The organism is Arthrobacter sp. NPDC057259 (assembly GCF_042668995.1).
Classification (GTDB): Bacteria; Actinomycetota; Actinomycetes; order Actinomycetales; family Micrococcaceae; genus Arthrobacter.
Genome location: NZ_JBHUYA010000002.1, coordinates 333,718 through 356,050, shown reverse-complemented (window position 1 = coordinate 356,050; position 22,333 = coordinate 333,718). Strand labels below are relative to the sequence as shown.

General features: G+C 70.0%; 26 protein-coding genes and 1 tRNA gene. 9 read left to right on the top strand and 18 right to left on the bottom strand.

The features are described from left to right. Positions 1 to 36: 36 nt before the first annotated feature. Positions 37 to 1,101 (top strand): FUSC family protein, encoded by a 1,065-nt coding sequence (locus ACFUCU_RS05540; RefSeq protein ID WP_377971217.1) that lies wholly within the window; start codon positions 37 to 39, stop codon positions 1,099 to 1,101. Here ACFUCU_RS05540 and ACFUCU_RS05535 read toward each other — a convergent pair. The 9 genes from ACFUCU_RS05535 to ACFUCU_RS05495 form a co-directional block, all read right to left on the bottom strand. Beyond that, complete coding sequence (locus tag ACFUCU_RS05535; RefSeq protein ID WP_377971215.1) at positions 1,094 to 1,879, bottom strand: SDR family NAD(P)-dependent oxidoreductase; 786 nt, start codon at positions 1,877 to 1,879, stop codon at positions 1,094 to 1,096. The two genes, ACFUCU_RS05540 and ACFUCU_RS05535, sit on opposite strands and share 8 nt — an antisense overlap. A gap of 77 nt (positions 1,880 to 1,956) precedes the next feature. Then, the gene (locus tag ACFUCU_RS05530) at positions 1,957 to 2,835 is read right to left on the bottom strand and encodes a hypothetical protein (protein WP_377971213.1); all 879 of its coding nucleotides are present in this window, start codon (positions 2,833 to 2,835) and stop codon (positions 1,957 to 1,959) included. 83 nt (positions 2,836 to 2,918) lie between these two features. After that, complete coding sequence (locus tag ACFUCU_RS05525) at positions 2,919 to 3,263, bottom strand: GNAT family N-acetyltransferase (RefSeq protein WP_377971211.1); 345 nt, start codon at positions 3,261 to 3,263, stop codon at positions 2,919 to 2,921. Further along, the gene (locus ACFUCU_RS05520) at positions 3,260 to 4,594 is read right to left on the bottom strand and encodes an acyltransferase (RefSeq protein WP_377971210.1); all 1,335 of its coding nucleotides are present in this window, start codon (positions 4,592 to 4,594) and stop codon (positions 3,260 to 3,262) included. The genes ACFUCU_RS05525 and ACFUCU_RS05520 overlap by 4 nt, the downstream gene beginning before the upstream one ends. Positions 4,595 to 4,696: 102 nt before the next feature. Further along, the gene (locus ACFUCU_RS05515; protein WP_377971208.1) at positions 4,697 to 5,101 is read right to left on the bottom strand and encodes a DUF1304 domain-containing protein; all 405 of its coding nucleotides are present in this window, start codon (positions 5,099 to 5,101) and stop codon (positions 4,697 to 4,699) included. A gap of 57 nt (positions 5,102 to 5,158) precedes the next feature. Then, a complete protein-coding gene (locus tag ACFUCU_RS05510) occupies positions 5,159 to 6,031 on the bottom strand; it encodes a class II fructose-bisphosphate aldolase (RefSeq protein WP_377971206.1) in 873 nt (290 codons plus the stop codon). Continuing rightward, complete coding sequence (locus tag ACFUCU_RS05505) at positions 6,031 to 7,497, bottom strand: GntP family transporter (RefSeq protein ID WP_377971204.1); 1,467 nt, start codon at positions 7,495 to 7,497, stop codon at positions 6,031 to 6,033. Before ACFUCU_RS05505 ends, ACFUCU_RS05510 begins: the two co-directional genes overlap by 1 nt. 88 nt (positions 7,498 to 7,585) lie before the next feature. Next, on the bottom strand, positions 7,586 to 8,479 hold the full coding sequence (locus ACFUCU_RS05500) for an NAD(P)-dependent oxidoreductase (RefSeq protein ID WP_377971202.1): 894 nt from the start codon (positions 8,477 to 8,479) through the stop codon (positions 7,586 to 7,588). Between the two features lie 29 nt (positions 8,480 to 8,508). Further along, positions 8,509 to 9,996 carry a four-carbon acid sugar kinase family protein gene (locus tag ACFUCU_RS05495; RefSeq protein WP_377971200.1) on the bottom strand — a complete coding sequence of 496 codons (1,488 nt, stop codon included), beginning with the start codon at positions 9,994 to 9,996 and terminating at the stop codon, positions 8,509 to 8,511. A 169-nt stretch (positions 9,997 to 10,165) separates the two neighbouring features. Between ACFUCU_RS05495 and ACFUCU_RS05490 the strand changes: the two genes are divergently transcribed. After that, positions 10,166 to 10,876, top strand: a complete 711-nt coding sequence (locus ACFUCU_RS05490) for a FadR/GntR family transcriptional regulator (RefSeq protein ID WP_377971198.1) — start codon at positions 10,166 to 10,168, stop codon at positions 10,874 to 10,876. Between the two features lie 50 nt (positions 10,877 to 10,926). On the opposite strand, the gene ACFUCU_RS05485 is transcribed toward ACFUCU_RS05490, so the two are convergent. Beyond that, on the bottom strand, positions 10,927 to 11,184 hold the full coding sequence (locus ACFUCU_RS05485; protein WP_290256971.1) for a metal-sensitive transcriptional regulator: 258 nt from the start codon (positions 11,182 to 11,184) through the stop codon (positions 10,927 to 10,929). A gap of 144 nt (positions 11,185 to 11,328) precedes the next feature. On the opposite strand from ACFUCU_RS05485, the gene ACFUCU_RS05480 reads away from it, so the two are divergent. The 4 genes from ACFUCU_RS05480 (at position 11,329) to ACFUCU_RS05465 (ending at position 13,448) form a co-directional block, all read left to right on the top strand. Beyond that, the gene (locus ACFUCU_RS05480) at positions 11,329 to 12,180 is read left to right on the top strand and encodes an SGNH/GDSL hydrolase family protein (protein WP_377971195.1); all 852 of its coding nucleotides are present in this window, start codon (positions 11,329 to 11,331) and stop codon (positions 12,178 to 12,180) included. A gap of 90 nt (positions 12,181 to 12,270) precedes the next feature. Next, positions 12,271 to 12,480, top strand: a complete 210-nt coding sequence (locus ACFUCU_RS05475; protein ID WP_290256972.1) for a dodecin — start codon at positions 12,271 to 12,273, stop codon at positions 12,478 to 12,480. A 175-nt stretch (positions 12,481 to 12,655) separates the two neighbouring features. After that, positions 12,656 to 12,919 (top strand): GlsB/YeaQ/YmgE family stress response membrane protein, encoded by a 264-nt coding sequence (locus ACFUCU_RS05470; protein ID WP_290256973.1) that lies wholly within the window; start codon positions 12,656 to 12,658, stop codon positions 12,917 to 12,919. Between the two features lie 124 nt (positions 12,920 to 13,043). Continuing rightward, a complete protein-coding gene (locus ACFUCU_RS05465; protein WP_377971193.1) occupies positions 13,044 to 13,448 on the top strand; it encodes a YtxH domain-containing protein in 405 nt (134 codons plus the stop codon). Here the strand turns inward: ACFUCU_RS05465 and ACFUCU_RS05460 are convergent. The 5 genes from ACFUCU_RS05460 to ACFUCU_RS05440 all read right to left on the bottom strand — a co-directional run bounded on the left by ACFUCU_RS05460 (position 13,435) and on the right by ACFUCU_RS05440 (position 16,412). Further along, on the bottom strand, positions 13,435 to 14,358 hold the full coding sequence (locus ACFUCU_RS05460; protein WP_377971191.1) for a putative protein N(5)-glutamine methyltransferase: 924 nt from the start codon (positions 14,356 to 14,358) through the stop codon (positions 13,435 to 13,437). The two genes, ACFUCU_RS05465 and ACFUCU_RS05460, sit on opposite strands and share 14 nt — an antisense overlap. Before the next feature lie 54 nt (positions 14,359 to 14,412). Beyond that, on the bottom strand, positions 14,413 to 15,321 hold the full coding sequence (locus ACFUCU_RS05455; protein WP_377971189.1) for a serine/threonine-protein kinase: 909 nt from the start codon (positions 15,319 to 15,321) through the stop codon (positions 14,413 to 14,415). Continuing rightward, the gene (locus ACFUCU_RS05450; RefSeq protein WP_377971188.1) at positions 15,318 to 15,644 is read right to left on the bottom strand and encodes a hypothetical protein; all 327 of its coding nucleotides are present in this window, start codon (positions 15,642 to 15,644) and stop codon (positions 15,318 to 15,320) included. The genes ACFUCU_RS05455 and ACFUCU_RS05450 overlap by 4 nt, the downstream gene beginning before the upstream one ends. A gap of 63 nt (positions 15,645 to 15,707) precedes the next feature. Then, a complete protein-coding gene (locus tag ACFUCU_RS05445) occupies positions 15,708 to 16,211 on the bottom strand; it encodes a MarR family winged helix-turn-helix transcriptional regulator (protein WP_290256978.1) in 504 nt (167 codons plus the stop codon). Positions 16,212 to 16,339: 128 nt separating this feature from the next. Continuing rightward, positions 16,340 to 16,412, bottom strand: a tRNA-Lys gene (locus tag ACFUCU_RS05440). Between the two features lie 247 nt (positions 16,413 to 16,659). Between ACFUCU_RS05440 and ACFUCU_RS05435 the strand changes: the two genes are divergently transcribed. The 3 genes from ACFUCU_RS05435 (at position 16,660) to ACFUCU_RS05425 (ending at position 19,276) form a co-directional block, all read left to right on the top strand. Then, positions 16,660 to 17,316, top strand: coding sequence for a hypothetical protein (locus ACFUCU_RS05435; protein ID WP_290256979.1), 657 nt, complete (start codon positions 16,660 to 16,662; stop codon positions 17,314 to 17,316). 324 nt (positions 17,317 to 17,640) lie between these two features. Beyond that, complete coding sequence (locus ACFUCU_RS05430) at positions 17,641 to 18,258, top strand: nuclease PIN (RefSeq protein WP_356902961.1); 618 nt, start codon at positions 17,641 to 17,643, stop codon at positions 18,256 to 18,258. A gap of 1 nt (position 18,259) precedes the next feature. After that, positions 18,260 to 19,276, top strand: coding sequence for an anion permease (locus ACFUCU_RS05425; RefSeq protein ID WP_377971186.1), 1,017 nt, complete (start codon positions 18,260 to 18,262; stop codon positions 19,274 to 19,276). A gap of 31 nt (positions 19,277 to 19,307) precedes the next feature. Here ACFUCU_RS05425 and pstB read toward each other — a convergent pair whose 3' ends face one another. From pstB to pstC, 3 genes are read right to left on the bottom strand one after another with little or no spacing between them, the layout of a single operon-like run. Then, complete coding sequence (gene pstB, locus ACFUCU_RS05420; protein ID WP_290256982.1) at positions 19,308 to 20,087, bottom strand: phosphate ABC transporter ATP-binding protein PstB; 780 nt, start codon at positions 20,085 to 20,087, stop codon at positions 19,308 to 19,310. A 48-nt stretch (positions 20,088 to 20,135) separates the two neighbouring features. After that, positions 20,136 to 21,245, bottom strand: a complete 1,110-nt coding sequence (gene pstA, locus ACFUCU_RS05415) for a phosphate ABC transporter permease PstA (RefSeq protein ID WP_377971184.1) — start codon at positions 21,243 to 21,245, stop codon at positions 20,136 to 20,138. After that, positions 21,246 to 22,178, bottom strand: coding sequence for a phosphate ABC transporter permease subunit PstC (pstC, locus tag ACFUCU_RS05410; RefSeq protein ID WP_290256984.1), 933 nt, complete (start codon positions 22,176 to 22,178; stop codon positions 21,246 to 21,248). Positions 22,179 to 22,333 lie beyond the last annotated feature (155 nt).

Here is a 22,333-nt window from a genome sequence, read left to right as displayed (position 1 = left end):
ACCCGCTTCCCCACCGCAACACCGCAGGAGGTCCGCTTGCTGTCCACGCCGCTGTCCTCCCTGATCCGCCACGCCAAGGGTCTGCACTCGCTGGGACCGGCCAACCGGGACCACGCCTCGGCGCTGCGTGTGGCGCTCAGCGTCGCAGTGCCTTCTCTGGCGCTGCTGGCCGCCGGGCGGGCGGACCTGATCGTCTACGCCGTTTTCGGTGCCTTGACCGGCATGTACGGCCGCTCCGAACCGCACCAGCTCAGGCTCCGGCACCAATTGCAGGCGGCGCTGGTCCTGGTGGGCGGCCTGGCCGTGGGCGTGCTGCTCTCGGTCAACCACCTGCACTCCTGGACGCTCGTGGCCGTGGAGTCCGGCCTCGCCGCCGTCGGCTCACTCTTCGCGGACCGGGTGAACCTGAAACCGAACGGTCCGTTCTTTGGCCTCCTGGCCCTCGGCGCGTGCGCGTCCATCCCCACCCCCGTTCCGGGACCGGCTGCGGTCCTGATCGGCGCCGGGTCCGCGGCGTTCTCCATCCTGGTCGGCTTCGCCGGCTGGGTCCGCACCCGGAAGTGGGTGCGCGGGGCGGGACGGACCGTGCCGCCCCTGCGCGGTGCCCGCCGCCGGGCGGCCTGGATCCATGCCGCCCGCTACCTGGCCGCGGTCGGGTCGGCCGGCAGCATCGGGGTGCTCAGCGGCAGCGGCCACCCGCACTGGGCGATGGCAGCGGCGGCTGTGCCGCTGGCCGGAGCCGACCTGCCGAGCAGCGTCTACCGCGGCCTGCACCGGATTGTGGGCACGCTGCTGGGTCTGCTGGTGGTTGCGGCAGTGCTCTTCCCCTGGGCAGGCTCCCCGCTGCGGTTGTTCCCCGGCAGCGAGACCGCCGCCGTCGCGGTGCTGGTAATCGTGCTGCAGTTCGGTACGGAGTTGTTCATGGCCCGGCACTACGGGCTGGCCATGGTGTTCTTCACCCCCGTGATCCTGCTCATGACCCAGCTCTCCTCACCCGCCGACCCGCACCTGCTGGTGGCCGAACGGGCGGTGGAGACGCTGCTCGGCGCCTGTGTGGGGATCGCCGTTGTGCTGTTGATCCGCCGCCGGGCCGCTACTTAGCCCGGCGGGGCGGTCCGGCCACGAGCTTCGCCGGCAGCAGCCGCGCGGCCGCAATCAGCGCCTTGTAGCGCCGGCTGGGGATGGAAACGCCGCGGCCCCGGGCGTTGTCCGCCAGGCCCTCACGGACCACCTGTTCGGCGCTCAGCCACATCCAGGACGGTGCCACGGACTTGTCCATGCCCATCCGGTCGTGAAATTCGGTGTGGGTGAAGCCGGGGCAGACGGCCGTCACCTGTATGCCCCGCGAGGCATATGCAATGTTGGCCCACCGGCTGAAGCTCAGCAGCCAGGCCTTCGCGGCCGAGTAGGTTTCCCGCGGCAGGAACGCGGCGACGGAGGCCACATTGATGATCCGGCCGGAGCCTCGCTGAAGCATGCCCTGCAGGGCGGCGTGCGAGAGCTCCATCGCCGTCTCGACGTGGAGCTTGAGGTGGCGTTTCTCGTCCTCGATCGGGTTCTCGGCGAACGAGCGGAGCAGGCCCATGCCGGCGTTGTTGACCAGGATCTCCACCGGGCGGGCGGGATCGGCGAGGCGCGCGACGACGGCAGCCACGCCCGTGTCCTCGGTCAGGTCGGCCGGGAGCACCTCTGCCGTCACGCCGAAGCTGTTCTCCAGATCCTCGGCGACGGCATGCAGCCGCCCGGCGTCGCGGGCCACGAGGACCAGCCGGTGGCCCTGCTCGGCCAGCTGGCGGGCGAACTCGGCCCCGAGCCCGGCGGTGGCGCCCGTGACCAGGGCGGTGGATGCGGGCGTGGCTCCGGCGGTCTCTGCAGTCATAGCTGAAGCCTAGTCCCGGTCCCGCCTGCAATCAGGCACAAAAGGCTCAGGCAATATCAGACTCAGATAGAACCGGCTTAGGCGGAAATTGGGCCGGCGGTTCGTTCGCCGTCGGGGGTGTCGTCGTTATCCCCGTCGACGGCAGCCCGGAGCGGGTCACGGTCCTGGGTTCGGACGGCCAGTTCGGCCGCAGCGCGTTCGGTGACCTCGGGGCCAGCCTCGTCGAGGTCTTCCCCGGCGAGCACCTCGGCGGCCTGGTCCATGGCGGAGATGTCCTCCGGGGTCAGCCCTGCGGAGGCGTCGATGGCCAGCCCGGAGGTCAGCTCGGGGGCGGCCCCGGCCAGCCCGTCCTCACGGCGGTAGCGGTGCTGCAGTTCCTCGGCGGCGAGGTCATACCAGGTGTGCGCGCCGAAGGAGGGGTGGGTGGTGTCGAGATGCCGGTACAGCGCGTCCGCCAGCTGGCCGAGGGCATCGTCCGAGAGTGCCCGCACGGTCACCGCCGGGTCCAGGGTCCCCTCGAAGTACTGAGCCAGCTCCAGGCCTTGGATGCGCTCCCCGGTCTCCACCGGGTCCTCGTCCACGTCAGCGGTGGTGGACGGAGCGTCCAGCCGGTCGTCGCCCAAGGCGCCGGCCTCGTCGTCGTCGGCAAGCTCCCCGGCGGCCGGCCCCACGTGGGCCAGGCAGACCGGCAGTTCCGCCGGCTCCAGCAGTTCCAGCGCGAAACCCTCAGCCCGGGAGGACGAGGATTCCCTCAGGGACAGCAGGATCTCGGGATCGAGGTGGGAGGCGCCGTACAGGTCCAGGGTCACGTCCGCACCGGCGGCAAGGCGGCTGGAGCGGCGCATAATGTGCAGCAGGGCGGGGTAGCTGTCCTGGGTGAGGCAACCCGAGGCTTCCAAGGTCACGTGGCCGGTATCGGCATCAACACGGACAAGCACACGCAGTTTGTGGTTCACGGGATACTCCAAAAGACACGTCCGTGAGCCAACTGCATAACTCAGAGCTAACCATACGAGCTTGTTGCCGGGCTCACAAGCTGTCAGGCACCGGCGGGCGGCCGCTCCGGCCAATCGACGCACTGGTTGTAGGCCTCGTGCTTGCGCAGGTAGCGGTAGATGAACGGGCAGTGCGGGATGATCCGTTTGCCGGAGGCGACCACGTCGTCCAAGGCGAAGTGCGCCAGCACCTTGGCCAGTCCCCGGCCGGCGAACCGTTCCTCGGTTTCCGTGTGGGTGAAGTCCACGTGGCCCGGACGGTCGATGTACCGGGCCTGTACGGCGAGCTCGCCGCCGACGTGCAGCTCGTACCGGTGCAGCGCGTCGTTGCGGGTGGTGGTGACGTCCGGGCCAAAGGTGTCTTCGGTTCTTGCCGCGCTCTCGGTCATGGTTCGACCTTGGCATGTATCTCCGGGGGTGGCAATGGGTCCCCCGCATCGGGCCGATCGGGCGCCGGGGCGCGCACCGGAACGCGGCCCAGCAGCAGGACGGCGAGCGCGAAGCAGGCGGCACCGCCGCCCAGCAGCCCCACGGTCAGTCCGTTGACGGCGGCCTGGACCACCGGCAGGAAGACCACCACGGCGGCGGTGGCCACGGCGGTGGCCGGCCTGGACCGGGGCGGCCCGGGCGCCGTCGGCCGCTCCTCCAGCCTCCCGAAGAGGGCCAGGACGGGCAGCAGCAGGAGGGCGACGGCGAGCAGCAGCAGCGGACGGGTCCACCACCAGGCCGCGCTGCCGCCGGCGGGCAGCGCCAGGCGGGTCAGCAGGAGCAGCCCGGAGACGGCAGCGATCAGCGGCAGGTGCCAGAGGTAGATGGTCATGGACCGGCGGCCGACGCCGGCGAGGACGGCCCCGACCGGCCGGAGGGCCGCCAGCCGGACCAGCCAGGGCCGCAGCAGCTGCAGGGCCGCGGCCTGTGAGACGGCCAGCAGGAAGAGGGTGAGGTTGGGCGGATTGAGGTTCACCAGCATGTTCCCGGAATAGAGGCGCAGCACCACCACCGCGCCCAGGACGGCGTTGCTGCCGGCCACCAGGCCCAACAGGGCCGCAAGGCCCAGCCGCAGCGTCCCGTCGGCCAGCAGGAACCCGAGCTGCTGCACGGCGCACCAGAGGAACACCATGTTGGCGTACGCCAGGCCGGGCACCGCGCCGTGGAGGCAGTCGACGGCCGCCACCAGGGCCACCAGCCCGGCCAGCGTCAGCCACGGGGCCCTCGCATGCAGGGCGGCCAGCCACGGAAGGTTCAACTGCGCGGCGAGGTACGCCGCCAGGAACCACAGCGGCATGCCCGCGCCGCTGGCCAGCAGCTGGACCACCTGCGGGTCCACCCCCGCCAGCCGGGCCACCCACAATCCGGTGAACATCATCGCCAGGAGCACCGCGGCCGGGCGGATCAGCCGCAGCAGCCGGGCCTGGATGAATTCGGAGGCCGTTCCGCCGAGGGAGCGCAACCGCCGCCACGAGTAGAGCCCGGTCACGCCACCGGCCACGAAGAACAGTGGCATCACCTGCAGCACCCAGACCACGGGTTCGAACCAGTGTTCGTTGCCGAGGGTGTTCTCCGAGGTGACCGTGCCGTCCGGGTGCAGCACCGGGCTGACCATCAGCGTGTGGCCAACCACCACCAGGGCCAGGCAGAACAGCCGGGCGAGATCGATCGCCGGATCACGGCCGTCCGTGCTCCGGGTTCCGGTCCCCCGCTGCCCCGAGCCCCCGGTCATGGCGGGGCTACACCGCCCTCACGCTGTCCACAGCACCATTGTGGCCCAGCGCCGCGGGCCGGGGTAAGGGCGGGAAGGACCGGCGAGCGCGGCCGGGGTGGGCTAGGCGAGGATGGCGGCGAGGCCCAGCACGACGGCGAGCAACGGCAGGGTGCCCTGGGTGGCGGCGGGGCGGAGGTACTTCCTGCCGCTGAGGGCCAGCACCAGGGCCGCCAGCAGCATCGAGCCGCAGCAGCTGAGGATCAGGGTCCAGCCGACCACGGCGGCGGACGTCCCGGGCCCGCCGAAGGCCACGCAGCCGGCGCCTACGAACGCGCCGATGGCCAGGAACAGGTTGTAGAAGCCCTGGTTGTAGGCCATGGGGCGGGTGGTTTCCGCGTCCGCCTGCGAGGCCAGGCCGAACCGTTTCCATGTCGCGGGCCGGGTCCACTGGAAGGACTCCAGGATGAAGATGTAGACGTGGAGCAGGGCTGCCAGCAGGGCAAAGACGAGGGAGGCCAGGATCATGGGTTGATCCTAGCCTCCCGCCGCTTTGCAGACTTCCTGCGTAGCCGGGTACCCGTGCTACCGGGCCAGGGCCGCCAGGGACGCGGCCGCGAAGCTCCGGGCGGAGCCGGTCCAGTGGCCTAGCAGGCCCTGCAGGTTCTCGCCGTCGGCCCGGTGCACCGGCAGCTGCTCGGTGAGGGCCTGCAGCACGCCGGTGCGCAGCTCGGTGTTGAAGTTGACCTTACCCACGTTCATCGCAGGGGCCTTGGCCAGCTCGGAGGCCGGAATCCCAGAGGCGCCGTGAAGCACCAGCGGCACCCGGACGCGAACGGCCACCTCCTGCAGGACGTCCCACCGCAGCCGGGGTTCGCCGCGGTACTTGCCGTGGACGTTGCCCACGGCCACGGCAAGCAGCCGGGCGCCGGTGCGGGCCACGAAGTCCTCCACCTGGCCGGGATCGGTCAGGCCCGCCTCGTGACCGGCGGCGTTCCCGCCGGCGTCGGGGCCGAAGGCGCGGTCCTCGTCGCCGGCGAGGCCGCCAAGCTCGGCCTCGATGACGATGTCGTCCCGGCCCTGCGCTTCGAGCCTGGCCCGGACGTCCCGGACCAGGGCGATGTTCTCCTCGTAGGGCAGTGCGGAGCCGTCCACCAGCACCGAATCGGCTCCGGCGTCGACAGAATCCAGGATCAGCTGCGGGTCCGCGGCGTGGTCCAGCTGGACCGCGACGGGGACGCGGGCGTCGTCGGCGAGGCCACGCAGGGCCGTGATCAGCCGCAGGCCGTTGGGGGTGCCCGCGGTCTTCGGCGCCACCAACAGGATGATGCCCCGCCCGACCTCCTCCGCCGCGCCCACCACGGCCAGCGCCGTCGTGAAGTCGTAGCAGGTGAAGGCCGGGACGGCCGAGCCCTGCTGCAGGGCGCCGGCGACCAGGGTGTCCAGACGGGTACGCATCAGGCGCTGAGGCCCGAGACCAGGAGCCAGGCCACGAAGGTCAGCGCGAAGCCGGCCACGCCCAGCACGGTGGTCAGCACGGTCCAGGTGCGCAGGCCGTCGGCGACGGTGAGGCCGTAGTAGCGGACCACCACCCAGAAGCCGGCGTCGGTGACGTGGGACAGTCCGAGCGAACCGAAGCCGATCGCGATGACCAGCACCGCGATCTGTGCCGGGGTGTAGCCGCCGGAGGCCACCGCGGAGGACAGCAGGCCGGAGGTGGTCACGATCGCCACGGTGGCCGAGCCCTGCGCGGCGCGGAGGGCCAGGGAGATGATGAAGCCCAGCAGCAGCAGCGGCACGCCGAGCGTGTCGAGGGTCTGGGAGAGGGCCTGGCCGATGCCGGAGACCTGCAGGACGCTGCCGAACACACCGCCGGCGGCCACCACCATGAGGATCGAGGCGATAGGGGGCAGCGCGCCCTCGAAAATTTCACCGGTCTCGGTCAGCGACCAGCGGCGGCGGACGGCGAGCAGGAAGAAGCAGAGCGCCACGGCCACCAGCAGGGCGAAGAACGGGTTGCCGACGAAGGATGCGACGCCGTACCAGGCGCTGCTCTTGGCGATGGTGAGGGTGCCGACCGTGCCGAGCAGGATCAGGACGATGGGGGTGGCGATCAGGAAGATGATCAGGCCCGGCCGCGGCGGGGCGACGGCGGCGGCGCCGGGACCGTCGTGGCCCACCTTCACCAGGGACTTGGTGCCGAACTCGTCCACCTGGGCCTTGACCGCGGGCAGCAGTTCGTAGTCCCTGCGGTTCATGATCGAGGCCACCCAGTAGGACAGGAAGCCCAGCGGGACGCAGATGACCAGCGAGATCAGGGCGATCAGGCCGATGTCGGCGCCGAAGACGCCCGCGCCGGCCACGATGCCCGGGTGCGGCGGGACGGCGACGTGGATGGCCAGCATGATGCCGGCCATCGGCAGGCCGAACTTCACCGGGTGGACCTTGGCGATCTTGGCGAAGGCGTAGACGATCGGCACCAGGACGATGATGCCGACCTCGAAGAACACGGGGATGGCGACGAGGAAGCCGACGGCGGTGAGCGCCACAGCCACGCGCCTGGCACCGAGTTTCGCGGTGAAGTGGTCGGCGAGGGACTGCACGCCGCCGGAGACCTCGATCATGCGGCCGAGGATGGCGCCGAGGGCGATCAGCAGCGCGACCTTGCCCATGGTGCTGCCGACGCCGTTGGAGACGACCGTGAAGACGTCCTTGAGCGGGATCTGGGCGGCGACGGCCACCAGGATGCTGACCGTCAGGAGGGCCACGAAGGCCTGGATCTTGAAGCGGATGATCAGCACCAGCAGGAGGGCGACGCCGGCGGCGGCGATGGTCAGCAGCAGCGGAGTGCCCAGCTCCACGGCCGGTTTGATGACGGGCGCGTCGGCCGCGCCCACCATCAGGGAATTGAGCAGGGGGTTCATCGGGGGTGTCTCCTTTGACAGGCGGGAGGGAGGGGGCCGGCCGCGGCGTTGGGGGCCGCCGCGGCCGGGGTCGGGGGGGTCGGAAGGCTTAGGCGGTGCGCTTTGCGGGGGCAACGACCTTGATGACGGCCGAGTCGTCCTCGGCGGCGAGGCCCTGGGCCTGGCCCAGCAGGTAGAGCTGTTCGGCGGCGGCGGCCACCGGCGCGGCGAGCCCGGCGGCGCGGGTGGCCTTGCCGACGATACCCATGTCCTTGACGAAGATGTCCAGCCGGCTCAGGACCTCCGCGCCGTCCTCGGTGTAGGCCTCGAGGATGCGGGGGCCGCGGTTGGAGAGCATGAAGGACCCGGCGGCGCCGGCCTCAAGCGCGGCCAGGGTCTTCGCCTGGTCCAGGCCAAGGGCGTCGGCCAGGGCCATCGCCTCGGCCGCGGCGGCGATGTGCACGCCGCACAGCAGCTGGTTAACGGTCTTGAGCGCCTGGCCGTCGCCGGGCTTGTCTCCCACCACGGTCAGGGTGGAGGCGAGCAGTTCCAGCACCGGACGGGCGGCTTCCAGGGCGGCGGGTTCGGCGCCGACGACGATCAGCAGGTCGCCCTCGCCGGCGCGCTTCGGGCCGCCGGAAAGCGGGGCGTCCACCAGGCTGACGCCGTGCTCGGCCAGCCGGGCCACGGTGGCGGGGACGGCGTCGGTGCCCACGGTGCTGCCGAGGATGACGACGGCGCCGGGCTTGAGGACCCCGGCGACGCCGGCTGCGCCGAAGAGGACCTCGTCCAGCTGTTCGCCGTTGCGCACGGCCAGCAGCAGCGCGTCGGCGCCCTCGGCGGCCTCACGGGCGGAGCCGAAGGTGCGGACGCCGGCCTCTTCGGCGAGCCGCAGGCGGGGCTCGGCGATGTCGAAGCCGTGGACGGTCAGTTCCGTGGCAAGCCGGGCTGCCATCGGCAGGCCCATGGCGCCGAGGCCGAGGACGGTGACTTGGTAGTTCATGGTTTTCTCCGTTGAAAGGGTGCGGCTGGTTAGAAGGTGGCGCTGAGTTTGCGCGTGACCTGGGCGAGGGATTCGTCGTCGCCGACGTTCCCGGCGAAGACGACGTACGGGATGCCCTTGGCGGGTCCGTCGACCGGCTCCCAGAGGGAGACGATGCCCGGGAGCATGGGGCCGCGGACGATCGCGCGGCGGATTTCGAGGCCGTGGGCGGCGACGTCCGAGGAGGTGATCCCGCCCTTGGCGATCACGAAGCGGGGCGGGAAGGTCTTCAGCGTCCGGTTGACGACCGCGACGACGGCGGCCGAGACGGTACGGGCGATCCGCAGGCTCTCCGCGGCGTCGTCGGCCTTGATCAGGAGGCGGCTGGTGTGCAGGATGACGTCCGCGCCGTGCAGCGCGTCGGCGACATGGGCGACCGTGGCGTCCAGGTGCTCCTCGGCGCGGCCGTCCAGGAGCTGTTCGACGTCGATCTCCACGATCCGGGCCGACCCATGCTGGGCGGTCAGGGCGTTGAGCTGGCGGGTGGTGACGCCCACGTGCGAACCAACCACGATCAGGCCGCCGGCCTCCGAGGGCTGGTTGCCGGCGTAGGCCTCGGCGCCGGTGAGTTCGGCGCGGATTTCCTGCCCGATCCGGGCTCGGACGAACGGCGGGCCGACGCGGTAGAGCAGCTTCTTGCCGCGGCGTTCTGCCTCCTGCAGGCCCAGGGAGAGGAGCCGGAGGTCGTTCTCGGAGACGATGTCGGCCACGATCGGGGTGGAGTCGGTGGCGGCGTCGATGGCGTCCGCGATGGCGCGGGCCGAGGCCTGCGGGTCCCCGGCCCGGATGGTGTCCAGGTCCAGGACGATCACGGAGCCGGCGCTGAAGCGGCCGCCGGACTTTTCCTCGACGTAGCGGGCGAGCTCGGAGTTGGCGAAGCCGAAACTGGCGTCACGGGCGAACTCGGTGTCCGCCACCGGGGTGAGGCGGCCGGTGGCGCCGGCGCGCATGTAGTGCACCCCGCCGATCGTGACGCGGCCGGCGTCCGGGAAGGCCGGGACGATCACGACGCCGTCTGTGGCCCCGCCGTCGACGGCGCTGACGGTGGCGGCGATGACGTCCGGCTCCAGCGGGTAGTGGCCGCGGAGGGTGGAATCGCTGCGGCTGACGAAGCCCACGCTCAGGGACTCGGCCTGCGCGGCGGCGAGCGCGTTGCGGACGATTTCCTCGTTGCGGGCTGCGGCCTCGGCCGGGTCCAGGCTGCGGGTGTTGGTCAGGACGTAGACGGCGTCCGCGGGGCGGCCGTTGATGCGGTGGGAGAAGGCCCAGGCAAAGTCCTCCACCTCCCACCGGGTCAGGACGGGGAGGTCGGCGACGGACTGGGTGCCGGTGGGGTCATCATCCAGCACCACGAGGGTGCGGGGGCCCGCCGCGGCGGCTGCGGCCACGCCGTCGGCCACCAAGGCTGCCGGTACCGGGACCTCCGCCGGAAAGGCGGCCAGGACATCTGCCTCTAAGGGCTCTGCTGCTAAGGGCACGTGCACTCCATTGTGGAAACTCTGTTGCGGTGGAATCTGCGCGGCTGGTCTCCAACCGCATTTGTAAGATGTCTGACATCTAACAAGTGAGTGTTAGTGTGGCATAAGGCACAGAGACGCGCAAGTAGACTTGTCGGGCACGCGTGTGGATGACGTTGGACGGGGAGATTTGGCTAGGAAATCGCTGGTAGGCGTGGTGGCCGACGAGCTGCTGGACCGCATCATCGCCGGCGAGTTCCCGCCCGGCTCCCCGGTCCCGGGCGAGCTCGAGCTGAGCGCGCGGCACGACGTGAGCCGGATGACCGTCCGTGAGGCGATCAAGACCCTGGAGGCCCAGCACATCCTGAGCGTCGAGCGCGGGCGGGGCACGTTCGTCAACCCGCTGAGCCGCTGGGCATCGCTGGAGGCCGTGCTGCGCGCGGCCTCGGAGGGCACCAACGACGCCGCCACGGCGGTCCAGCTCATCGAACTGCGGCGGATGCTGGAATCGGGAGCCTGCGAACTGGCGGCCTCGCGGATCAGCGACGCCGACCTGGACACCCTCCGCGGCCAGGTGGAGTCAATGCGCACCGCCCACGAACACCACGACGTCGCAGCCTTCGTGGCCGCCGACCTCGCCTTCCACGACCTGATCCTGCGCGCCTCGGAGAATGTTTTCGCCGCGGTGCTGTTCGCGCCGTTGCACCGGGTCCTTGAGAGGCGCCGGACCCAGACCTCCGAGGTGCGTGAGATCCAGGCCCATGCGATCGAGCAGCACGGAAAAATTGCGGCGGCGCTGGCCACCCGCGACCCACGGCTGGCGCGCGACGCTATGGACGCCCACATGCAGCAGACGCTGGATGACCTGCGGACCTACGTGCTGGCGGCCCCGGCAGGCTGACGCTGCCCGATGGCCGCCCAATGGCCGGGCTATCGGCGCCCCAAGCCTGTTTAGGCCAGGGAGAGGAAGAGCTTCTCCAGTTCGGCGCGGTCCAGGCTGGGGTCCTCCTGCTGCATGCACTGCTGCAGGCCGGTGGCGATGATGGAGAAGCCCGCCTTGTCGAGGGCGCTGGAGACGGCCGCGAGCTGGGTCACGACGCTCTTGCAGTCGCGGCCCTCCTCGAGCATGCGGGTCACGGCGGCAAGCTGGCCCTGGGCGCGGCGAAGCCGGTTAATGACGGACTTCATGTCCGTGGGATCGAGTTCCATGGGAGCCTCCCGGAAAAGTGGTGGATTACCGTCTATCATATACCCCCTGCCGTATCATGCATACCCCCGGCAGGTATCGGGAATCCCCCTGTGGGGGCCGAAAGTACCTTGCCCCGGCGTCGGTCCGGGCGTATTTCTGAGCTTGTGAACTCGGCAGCATTCCTCGATCCGGCACTCCCCTTCGGCAACGCCGCGCCGGGCGGCGGCCACTGGAAGCGGCTGGTATCCCTGGGTGACTCGTTCACCGCCGGCCTGGGGGACCCTGAACCGGGCAGTCCCGGCGGCATCCGCGGCTGGGCGGACCGGATTGCGGAGGAGCTCGCCGCCCTCCGTGCCGACTTTTCCTACGCCAACCTCGCCGTCAGCGGCCTGGTGCTGCAGGAGATCGTCGACCTGCAGTTGGAGCGGGCCATCGCGCTGCAACCGGACCTGGTGACGCTCTCCGCGGGCGGCAACGACCTGGTCTTCCACCGCCGCGACCCGGACCGTCTCGCCGTCGACCTGGACGCCGCCGTCGCCGCCCTGTCCGCCACGGGGGCGACCGTGGTGATCTTCACCGGCCCCGACTGGGGCCACACGCCCGTTTTTGGCCGCATCCGTGGGAAGGTGGCGGTGTTCAACGAGAACATTCGGACCATCGCGGCACGCCACCATGGCGTGATCGCGGACCTGTGGACCATGCGGGAACTCAGCGATCCGCGGATGTGGGACCCGGACCGGCTGCATTTTTCGCCGCTGGGCCACCACACCATTGCGGGCATGGTGCTGGACACCCTGCAGGTTCCGCACACCTTGGTGCCGCTGCGGCCCAAGCCGCTGCCCGCGCCCGGCTGGCGCCAGACCCGCACCGAGGACCTGTCCTGGGCGACGCACTATCTGTTTCCGTGGATGGCCCAGCGGCTCCGGCCGCACCCGCCCGAGAGCCCGGCCGCGCCGAAGCGCCCGGACCCCGGCCCGGTACTGCGGGTGACCGCTTCCCCCGCCGGCCGCCCCTAGTCCGGGGCGGTCCGGTCCGCTAGCCTGCAGGGACGGCCCCCGGCCGCCGCGGCCGGGTCAACGGACCGACGACGATCCCGAGGAGCGAAGATGTCCAACCACACCTACAGCATTTCCGAAATAGTCGGCACCTCGACGGAGGGCGTCGATGCGGCCGTCCGTAACGGCATCGCCGAGGCCGCCAAGACCCTGCGCAACCTGGACTGGTTTGAGGTCAAGGAGATCCGCGGACACCTGGAAAACAACGAGGTGGCCGACTGGCAGGTCACCATCAAACTCGGCTTCCGGCTGGAGCGCTGACCCGCCGTCCCTGCCGTGCTTTCTGCTGGACGCCTGCTAACGATTGCATCTCCCTTGCGGCGATTTCCTCCGCCCGGGTGGCAATTTGATAGTAAGCATGATTAGTATTTACCCAGAAGGACGAAGCGCACCCGGCAACCCGGGTGTCTCCTCAACAGAAAGCGAAGGACAGCAAATGGGTATTCTCGGATTTCTGATTCTGGGTCTCATCGCCGGCGCAATCGCCAAGGCCATCCTGCCGGGCCGTCAGGGCGGCGGCTGGGTCATCACGATGGTCCTCGGCGTTGTTGGCGCCCTCCTGGGCGGCTTCATCGGCAGCGCAATCTTCGGCACCGGTCTGCAGGACTTCTTCTCGCTGACCACTTGGCTGCTGGCGATCGTCGGTTCGATCATCGTTCTGCTCATCTACGGCATGATCACCCGCCGTTCGCACCGCTAAGTCGGAGCACTAGGAACCGGCTCCGGGATTTATTCCCGGGGCCGGTTTTTTGTTTCCGGATATCCGCCGGGGGGCCCCGGGCCACCGCGGATATCCACCCATCAGCACGGATTAGGAGCGCAGTATGAAGAACAAACTTGTTTTCGGCACAGGCCTTGCCGCCGGCTACATCCTGGGGTCCCGCTCGGGCCGCGCCGCGTACGAGAAGCTGAAGACCCGCGCGTCGGAACTCTGGCAGAGCAAGCCGGTGCAGGACGGGGTCACCGCGGCCACCGAGGCTGTCAAGGACAAGGCCCCCGAAGTAACGGGCCAGCTGGCCGAGGCGGCCCGCCGCGCCGGAACGGTCATCACCTCCAAGGTCCACCACGACGGCTCAGCGGGCGACGGCGCCACGAAGACCTCGAACGCCGCAACCCGTGAGGACACCGCCACGGCCGAGCCGACAGGCGCCGTCCCGGCGCACAGCACCCACGTGGGCACCCCGAACCTCGGCACCGACGAGGCGCCGAAGCACGTCACGCCGAACTAGATCGCAGATTCCGCCGCGGTTTCGGACTGGCGCCCCCCGGACCCGGGGTGCGTCCGTCCGGAACCGCAGCGAAAAACCGGAGTCGGCTTTCCACCACCGTGGCGTCGAGCGCGTCGGAGGTGCGGATCCGGGCGGCGAAGCCGTTGTCCGTCAGGATGGAACGGGTGGCGCGGGCCTGGCTCCGGCTGGTTTCGATTAGGAGCCAGCCGCCCGGGACGAGCCAGTCCGTGGCGCCGGCCGCAATACGTCGGTGCAGCGCGAGGCCGTCCACTCCCCCGTCGAGCGAGATCCGGGGTTCATGGAGCCTGGCCTCCGGGGGCATTCCGGCGATGGCATCGGTGGGCACGTACGGCGCGTTCACCGCCAGCAGGTCCACGCGACCCCGCAGCTCCTCGGGCAGGGCTTCGAACAGGTCGCCGGTGTGGACAGCGGCGCCGGGTGCGCTGAGGTTACGCCGCGCACAGGCGACGGCGGCGGGGTCAAGGTCCGCGGCGTGCAGCTCCATCGGGCCGGCGGCCGCCAACAGCGCAGCCCCCACCGCTCCGGAGCCGCAACACAGATCCACCACCACGGGCGGGCGCCCGGGACCGGCGTCCACCACCAAGGGCGGGCGCCCGGGACCGGCGTCGAGCTCCCGCAGCAGCGTCACTCCGCGCCGGACGAGGTATTCCGTGCGGCGGCGGGGGACGAAGACCCCGGGATCCACGGCAATTCTCAGCCCGCAGAAGTCCGCCCAGCCCAGCAGGTGTTCCAGCGGGAGCCCGTCGACGCGGCGGTCCACGAGGCTTTCGAGTTGATCCGTGTCCGCGGCGGCGCCGAGCAGCAGGTCAGCTTCTTCTTCGGCGAAGACACAGCCGGCGCTGCGGAGCCGCCGAATGATGTCCTGCCGCCGGGTACCGGTGTGCTGCATGGGCCGTTCCGTCCGCCGCGGGTAGGGAACTTCATGCTAGCGGTGCGGTCGGGGTCAGCCCACCACCCGGAGGGACGGCCGCGGGCGTGCCGGTACCAGCCGGAGGACTTTCTTGCGGGCGGCGGCGGCGCTGGGCCGGTCCGCGGGGTTCATGGCCGTCATCGACTTCAGCAGGCCGGTCCAGCCGTTGCCGAGCGTGGCGGGGATCGCCGGGCTGCGGAGGGTGCGGGCCACGAGCGACTCCACCGGGGTTCCCGGGTAGGCCTTCTCCCCCGTGAGGCACTCGAGGAGCACCAGGCCCAGGGCGTAGATGTCGGTGGCGGGGTGGAGCGGCTGTTCCTTGGCCTGCTCCGGGCTCATGTAGTGCACCGTACCGGAGGACATGCCGGCCTCGGGGGTGGTGCCGGCCGTCACGGCGATGCCGAAGTCGGCCAGCCGTACCGAGCTGCGCCGCAGCTGGCTAACGAGGATGTTGGCGGGTTTGATGTCCCGGTGGACCAGGCCCCTGCCGTGGACGTGGTCGAGGCCGGCGAGGGCATCGGCGGCCCACGACGCGACGTTGGCGGGCTCGGTGGCGCCCTGGTGGATGCGGTCGCTCAGGCTTCCGCCGCTGGCATATTCCTCCACCAGGTAAGGCCGGCCGGCCCACCGGTCGCCCTCGGGGACGGTGCCGGCCGCAACGAAGCGGACGACGGCGGGGTGGTCCAGGGAGGCGAGGACCCGTGCCTCGTCGAGGATCCGGGAGGCGTCCTTTTCGGCCGGCCCCTCGGCAACCTTGATGGCGACCGGCCGGCCGGTGGCGAGGTCGCTGCCGCGGTAGACCGTGGACGTTGCGCCTCGGCCCAGCCGCTCGTGGACCAGAAAGCGGCCCTGGGGTTCGTTGGGGAGGGCCAGCAGGCTGGCGTCGAGGCCGGGCAGCCCGGCTGCCGGGAGGAGGGTCTCGGTGACCGGAACGGCGCTCACGAAAGGGAGGCCAGTGCGTTGGAGGGGTGGAGGATGCCGTCGACTTGGAAGCCGCAGGAGCAGCGCCAGACCGGCGGCAGCGAGGCCGGCCCGCCGTCGGGCTCATAGGAGTAGTCGGCCATGGTGGCGAGCGCCGGGGCCTCCCACTGCATTGGGGCGCCGCAGTGGCTGGGGGCCAGGGCGCGGATGGCGGCGGAGGTCCGATCCGCGGTCTGGGCCTGGTTTTCCAGCTCCACATCCATTGAGCCCGCCTCGGGCCCGAAGCCGTGGTCGATGGTCAGCAGCCGCGACTCATCATTTTTGCGCGATAGGTTATCCAACACATTGGTAAGCATACATATCGCTAGCTGAACTAGCTAGTTTTGAGTCCCGGAACTTTGCTCTAGTCAGTGGCTGGCGGTGTGCTCGTCCAGGGCCTCGGTCATCTTGCGCAGGAAGGACACGATCACGCGGCTCTCGTCGGGCGTGAGGCCCTCGGCGACCTCGAGCATCCGGCGGTGCATCTGCCCCAGGGTTTCCCGGACCTCGGTGTCGGTCTCCGTCGTCGGGACGATCACCAGGGAGCGCCGGTCGGTGGGGTGCGGCTCGCGGCGGACATGCCCGCTGAGCACCAGCCGGTCGATCAGGGAGGTGGTGGACGCCGTCGTGATTCCCAGCATGCGGCTGAGGTCCTTGGGCCCCACCCGTTCTCCGGAGGACTGGGCGCGGAGCAGGTAGCGCAGCGCCAGCAGGTCGGTCTCGCCCATGCCCATGGAGTCCCTGGTGGAACGCCGGGTGGCGACCTCGGCGGAGCGGTAGCCGCGGAGCGCCTGCAGCACGGCGGTGGGGGCATCAACCTGCCCCTCCAAGCCGTACCAGTAGCCTGAGTCTGCCGTTACATGGGAGTCCATAGATCAATCCTAGCCGAGCTGATAACTAGACAGGCTTCCTAACGTGGCCTGTCGGGTGCGGGACGCAAAAAACCCCCGGCGTCCTGTCGCCAGGATGCCGGGGGAATTTCCACTCTTCGCTAAAAGAGTGGGCCCTGTGGGGATCGAACCCACGACCCACGGATTAAAAGTCCGATGCTCTACCAACTGAGCTAAAGGCCCCCTCAAGCGGCCGCTGCACGGGAAACGCGGCAGAAACCGGCTCCGGGCGCAGTGGCAGCGCCATCCATTTCTGGACGTTAACACTGTACCGCAGACCACGCCGCGCTTTTCACCGCCGACGCGCCGTAACGGGCCGATCCCGCGGCGGCGCGGGCGCCCCGGACCGGTTCCCGGTACCTTCCCGGTGCGGGCTGCCGGGCCCCGCCGGACGCTCGATTCCCCGATGGCACAGGAGTAGCGTGGTGGCATGAGCGAGCAAGCAGGTACCGGCAATCCCGGCCCCGTCCGTCACCACAAGCCGAAGCCCTTCGCGCCGATCGACTTCGAGCCGTTCGCCGGCGGCGCCGATCCGGCCCGCGTGTCAGAGGCGGCCCACCTGGCCGCCCAGGCGCTGGTCCGCCGCGGCCGCGACAGTGACGACCCCAAGGTCACCAAACGCCTGGTGAAGCTCGCCGACGAACAGGGCCTGGAGGCGATCGCCGAGATGTGGGCCGAGAGCCCGGCCCGGTCCCTGCCCGGCGCCCTGTGGCGCTTGTATGCCCTGCGCGCCGCGACGGTGCAGGATCCGGAGCGGATCTCGGTGTACTTCCGGGCAGGCAAGGACACCGCGCAGGTGTCCCACGCCGTCGCCGGGGCGGCCGAGCCGCCGGGCGCCGAGGAGATGCGCACCATGGCGGATGCCATCCTCTCCGGGGCGTTCGACGGCGAGTTCGACGTCGCGCTGGAACGGTCCGCGGCGTTTTGCCGGGTAGTTGCCCTGGGGCAGGCCACCCTCGCCGACGGCGCCGAGCACAGCAACGCCGGGCACGCCACCAAGCTCACGCGGAACTCGCACCTGCTGGTCAAAACCGCGGAGGACCTGGAGCACGCGGCCAACGCGTGGCGCCTCGGCGAGCTCGACTAGAGACCCACCGGACCGGCCATGGCGGGGTCCGGATACGCCCGCCGGGGCCCCGCTGTCAATCTTGACTTGGTCCGTCGGGCGTAGAAAACTAAAACCGGTGCCGAGCTGCGAAACCCCCGGGCTTCAACAATTAGCCGCCTAGAGCGGCCTACCGCCGAGAGGCGTATCCGGCTCGGCACCATCTACTCTTCCCCCTCTGTTCCGCCCCCGCAGGGCCGCCGTCCACCGGACGGTAAAGTGATCTTCATGCGCGGGCCGATCAATTCGAATCAAGGCCGGCGGACCACGCCCGTGTACGCCTCATTCGGAGACCGGTAACCCCACGTGAAGCTGCGACTTTTTCCCCAGGAACCTGCGGGACTGAACCTCCTGTCCCAGATGGCCCGGCAGATCCTGCTGGCCACCGGCACGCTCTCGGAGATCCTCGGCGCGCCCGCGGCCGAACACTCCCGCCTGGTCGAGGACATGCACAACCACGAGGCGAAGGCGGCCGAGCTGCACTTCGCGCTGCTGACCCACATGCGCAGCAGCTTCCTCAACCCGGTCCCCCGCGACGACATGTACGCCCTCTCCCGCTATCTGAACGAGGCGATGGAGAAGCTGGACGCCGCCGCGGACCTGGTCTTCCTCTACAAGCTGGACCGGCTGCCCCGCCGCGCCGCGGACCAGTTGGAAATCATCAGCCGGCAGGCGGAACTGACCGTCGAGGCGATGCGCCAGCTGAACAACCTGGACGAGCTGGAGGACTACTGGATCGAGGTGCTGCGGCTGACCAAACGCGCCGAACGCACCCACCGGGTCTGGGTGGCGGACATGCTCAAGGACATGAAGCACGCCCAGTACGCCCGCAACCGGGACATCGCCGACCAGCTGGTGGATGTCACCAAGGACATGCGCCGGATCGCCACCCAGGTAGGCAGCATCATCGTCAAGGAATCCTGACGTGTCCCTGGTCTTCTTCGCCGCGGTGGTGCTGTTCGCCGCGGCCTTCGCCTTCCTGAACGGTTTCCGGGACGCCTCCTCCTCGGTGGCGCTGGCCGTCCGCACCCGGGCGCTGACCCCCACCATCGCGGTCCTGCTGGCCGGGCTGTTCAACTTCGTCGGGGCGGCCCTCAGCGCGGCCCTGGCCCTGGAGGTCAGCCGCACCTGGGTGGTGCTGCCGGCCGGCGGCAACGGCCTGACCATCCTGATGGCCGGATTGCTCAGTGCGGTGCTGTGGGGCGTCTACAACTGGTGGCGGGGCATCCCGTCGTCGTCCACGCATGCGCTGGTCGGCGGCCTTGCCGGCGCCGGCCTCGCCAGCGTGGCGGTGGGCGGCAACTCGGTGCTGGGCGTGGACCAGTCGCTGATGGTGCAGGTGGTACTGCCGCTGCTGATCTCCCCCGCGATCGCCTTCGCCGGGTCCTACCTGCTGGTCTGGCCGGCCACGTGGGCGGCGCGCTACACCCCGCCCGGCGTCGTCAACAGCCGCGCCCGGCGCGCCCAAGCCGTGGCCGCGGGCGCCGTCGCGTTCGGCCACGGGCTGCAGGACGGGCAGCGTACCAGCGCCGTGCTGATCCTGGCGATGATCGCGGCGGGCCTGGCCGACGGCGGGTCCATGCCGGTGTGGGTGGCCCTGCTGACGGCCGCCATGCTGACCGCAGGGACGCTGGCGGGCGGGTGGCGGATTTCCTACACCCTGGGCCACCGCCTGGTCCGGATCGATCCGCTGCGCGGGTCCGTGGCGCAGCTCTACAGCAGCCTGATCCTGCTGGTGGGCGCGATCGGGCTGCACTGGCCGGTGTCCACCACGCACACCGTCACCGCGGCGGTGCTCGGAGCCGGGGCGAACCAGGGCTACGCCGCCATGAACCGGCGGCTGGTGCTGCGGATCCTGGCGTTCTGGACACTCACGCCGCTGGTGACCGCCGCTGTGGCGTTCGTGCTGGAGCTGGCGCTCTCGCCGCTCTCAAACCTGTAGCACCCGGCAGAGGCCAGCCAGCCCCCAGGCTTTATCCGAAGCGGCCGGAGACGTAGTCCTCGGTGGCCTTGACGGTGGGGTTGCTGAAGATGGTGTGGGTGTCCCCGTACTCGATCAGCTTGCCCGGCTTGCCGGTGCCGGCGATGTTGAAGAACGCCGTCTTGTCCGAGACGCGGGCGGCCTGCTGCATGTTGTGGGTCACGATCACCACGGTGTACTCATCCTTGAGTTCGTTGATGAGGTCCTCGATGGCGAGGGTGGAGATCGGGTCCAGCGCGGAGCAGGGCTCGTCCATCAGGATGACCTGCGGTTCCACGGCGATCGCGCGGGCGATGCAGAGGCGCTGCTGCTGGCCGCCGGAGAGGCCGGAGCCGGGCTTGGCCAGGCGGTCCTTGACCTCGTTCCAGAGGTTCGCGCCGCGCAGCGAGCGCTCCACCAGCGCGTCGGCGTCGCCCTTGGAGATTTTCTTGTTGTTCAGCTTCACGCCGGCCAGCACGTTGTCGCGGATGGACATGGTGGGGAACGGGTTGGGCCGCTGGAAGACCATGCCGATCTGCGAGCGGACCGTCACCGGGTCCACGCCAGGGCCGTAGAGGTTGTCGCCGTCGAGCAGCACCTCGCCCTCCACGCGGGCGCCCGGGATCACCTCGTGCATCCGGTTCAGGGTGCGCAGGAAGGTGGACTTGCCGCAGCCGGACGGGCCAATGAAGGCCGTGACGGACTTGGCGTCGATGTTGATGTTGACGTCCTCGACGGCCAGGAATTTGCTGTAGTAGACGTTGAGGTCTTTGACGTCGATGCGCTTAGACATGCTGTTCCTTCACTGGGAGAGATTGAGGGTCCGGTAGCCGGCGCGGGCCTAGCGGCCGGCTTTCGGGGCGAAGATGCGGGCCACCAGGCGGGCGGCGAGGTTGAGCAGCATCACCAGGATGATCAGGACCAGGGCCGCGCCCCAGGCGCGCTGGTCCGACGGTCCCGGGTTCGACGGCGAGGTCGGGTTCAGGATCTGGGTGTAAATGAACGTCGGGAGCGAGGCCATCCAGCCGCCAAAGACGTTGTTGTTGATCGAGGTGGCGAAGCCGGCGGTGACCAGGATGGGGGCGGTCTCGCCGATCACGCGGGCGATCGCGAGGGTGACGCCGGAGGCGATGCCGGAGATCGCCGTCGGAATGACCACCTTGAGGATGGTGCGCCACTTCCGCACGCCCAGGGCGTAGGCCGCCTCGCGCAGTTCGTTCGGGACGATCTTCAGCATTTCCTCGCTGGAGCGGACCACCACCGGGATCATCAGCACGGAGAGGGCGACGGCCGCGACGGCTCCGGTCTTGGTGCCCGGACCGGCGACGGCGAAGAAGAACGCCGCGGCAAAGAGGCCGGCCACAATCGAGGGGATGCCGGTCATCACGTCGACGAAGAAGGTGATGGCCCGCGCCAGCGGGCGGTCATCGCCGTATTCGACCAGGTAGATCGAGGTCAGCAGGCCCACCGGGACGGAGATGACCGTGGCCAGCAGGGTGATCTGCACGGTGCCGATGAGGGCGTGGTAGATGCCGCCGACCACGGGGGCGCCGTTCTCGACGCTCTTGTTGTCGAACGCGCCGGTCACCCCGTTCATGGAGGTGCCGAGGAACCCGGGATCCAGCAGGCCGGGGAGGCCCTTGACCAGAACGGTCCAGATCACGGAGACCAGGGGCAGCAGGGAGATCAGGAACGCGCCCACCACCAGGCAGGTGGCGAGCTTGTCCTTGGCCCGGCGGGAGCCTTCGACGGCGGCGCTCCAGCCGACCAGGCCCACGGTGAAGAGGACGGCGGAGACGATGCCCCAGCCGAAGGCGTTGAAGCCGATCAGGGCCAGGATGGCGGCGCCGAGGATCAGGGCGAGGGCCAGGACGATGTACGGCGCGGACTTGGGCAGCTGGCCCTTGGTCAGGGCCGAGCGCTTCTTGACGGGGGTCAGGGTGGCAGTCATTTAGTTGGCTCCCGAGAATTCTTTGTGCCGGGTGATGATCCACCGGGCGAGCATGTTCACGCCGAGGGTAATGATGAACAGGACCAGGCCGGCCGCGATCAGGGTGCTGACCTTCAGGCCGCTGGCTTCCGGGAAGTTCAGGGCGATTTCGGCGGCGATGGTCTGGTTGCCGGACTGGATCAGGCTGGCGGTCAGGGCGCCGGAGGAGAGCACCAGCGCCACGGCCATGGTCTCTCCGAGCGCGCGGCCCAGGCCCAGCATGATGGCGCTGATGATGCCGGGGCGGCCAAACGGCAGTACCGCCATCCGGATCATCTCCCAGCGGGTGGCGCCCAGGGCCAGCGCGGCCTCCTCGTGCAGCTTGGGGGTCTGCAGGAAGATTTCGCGCGAGAGCGAGGTGATGATGGGCAGCACCATGACGGCCAGGACGATTCCCGCGGTCAGGATGGTCTTGCCGGTGGCCGACGCCGGGCCCTGGAAGATCGGCAGCCAGCCGAGGTTGGAGGCGAGCCAGCCGTAGGCCGGGGAGATTTCGCGGGCCAGGAAGGCCGCGCCCCAGGCGCCGTAGACCACCGAGGGGATGGCGGCGAGCAGGTCGATCACGTAGCCCAGGCCCGAGGCGAGCCGGCGGGGGGCGAAGTGCGAGATGAAGAGCGCGACGCCGATCGCCACGGGGGTGGCGATGACGAGGGCGATCACGGCGGCGATCAGGGTACCGATCACGATCGGCCAGATGTAGGCGAAGAAGCCCGCTCCGCCCTGGATCTTGTCCGGCGGGGCGACGAGCGCCGGGACGGCCTGGATCACCAGGAAGAGCGCCACGCCGAAGAGGACGGCAAGGATCAGGCACCCGGCGGCCAGGGTGGCTGCGGAGAAGACTTTGTCACCGGCGCGGCCTGCGCCCCGGGACGTGGTCAGGGAGGTGGTGGTCACTTCACGATCCTTCAGCTTCGATCTGCGCTGCGCGGCGGACGGGTCACGCCCGTTGCGCGGCGGTCAATCTGGGGTACGGCGGACAAACGGCTAGGTTCCCTGCCCCGGTCAGGCGGTCAATGACCGCCCGGCCGGGACAGGGAACCTGGCTCAGG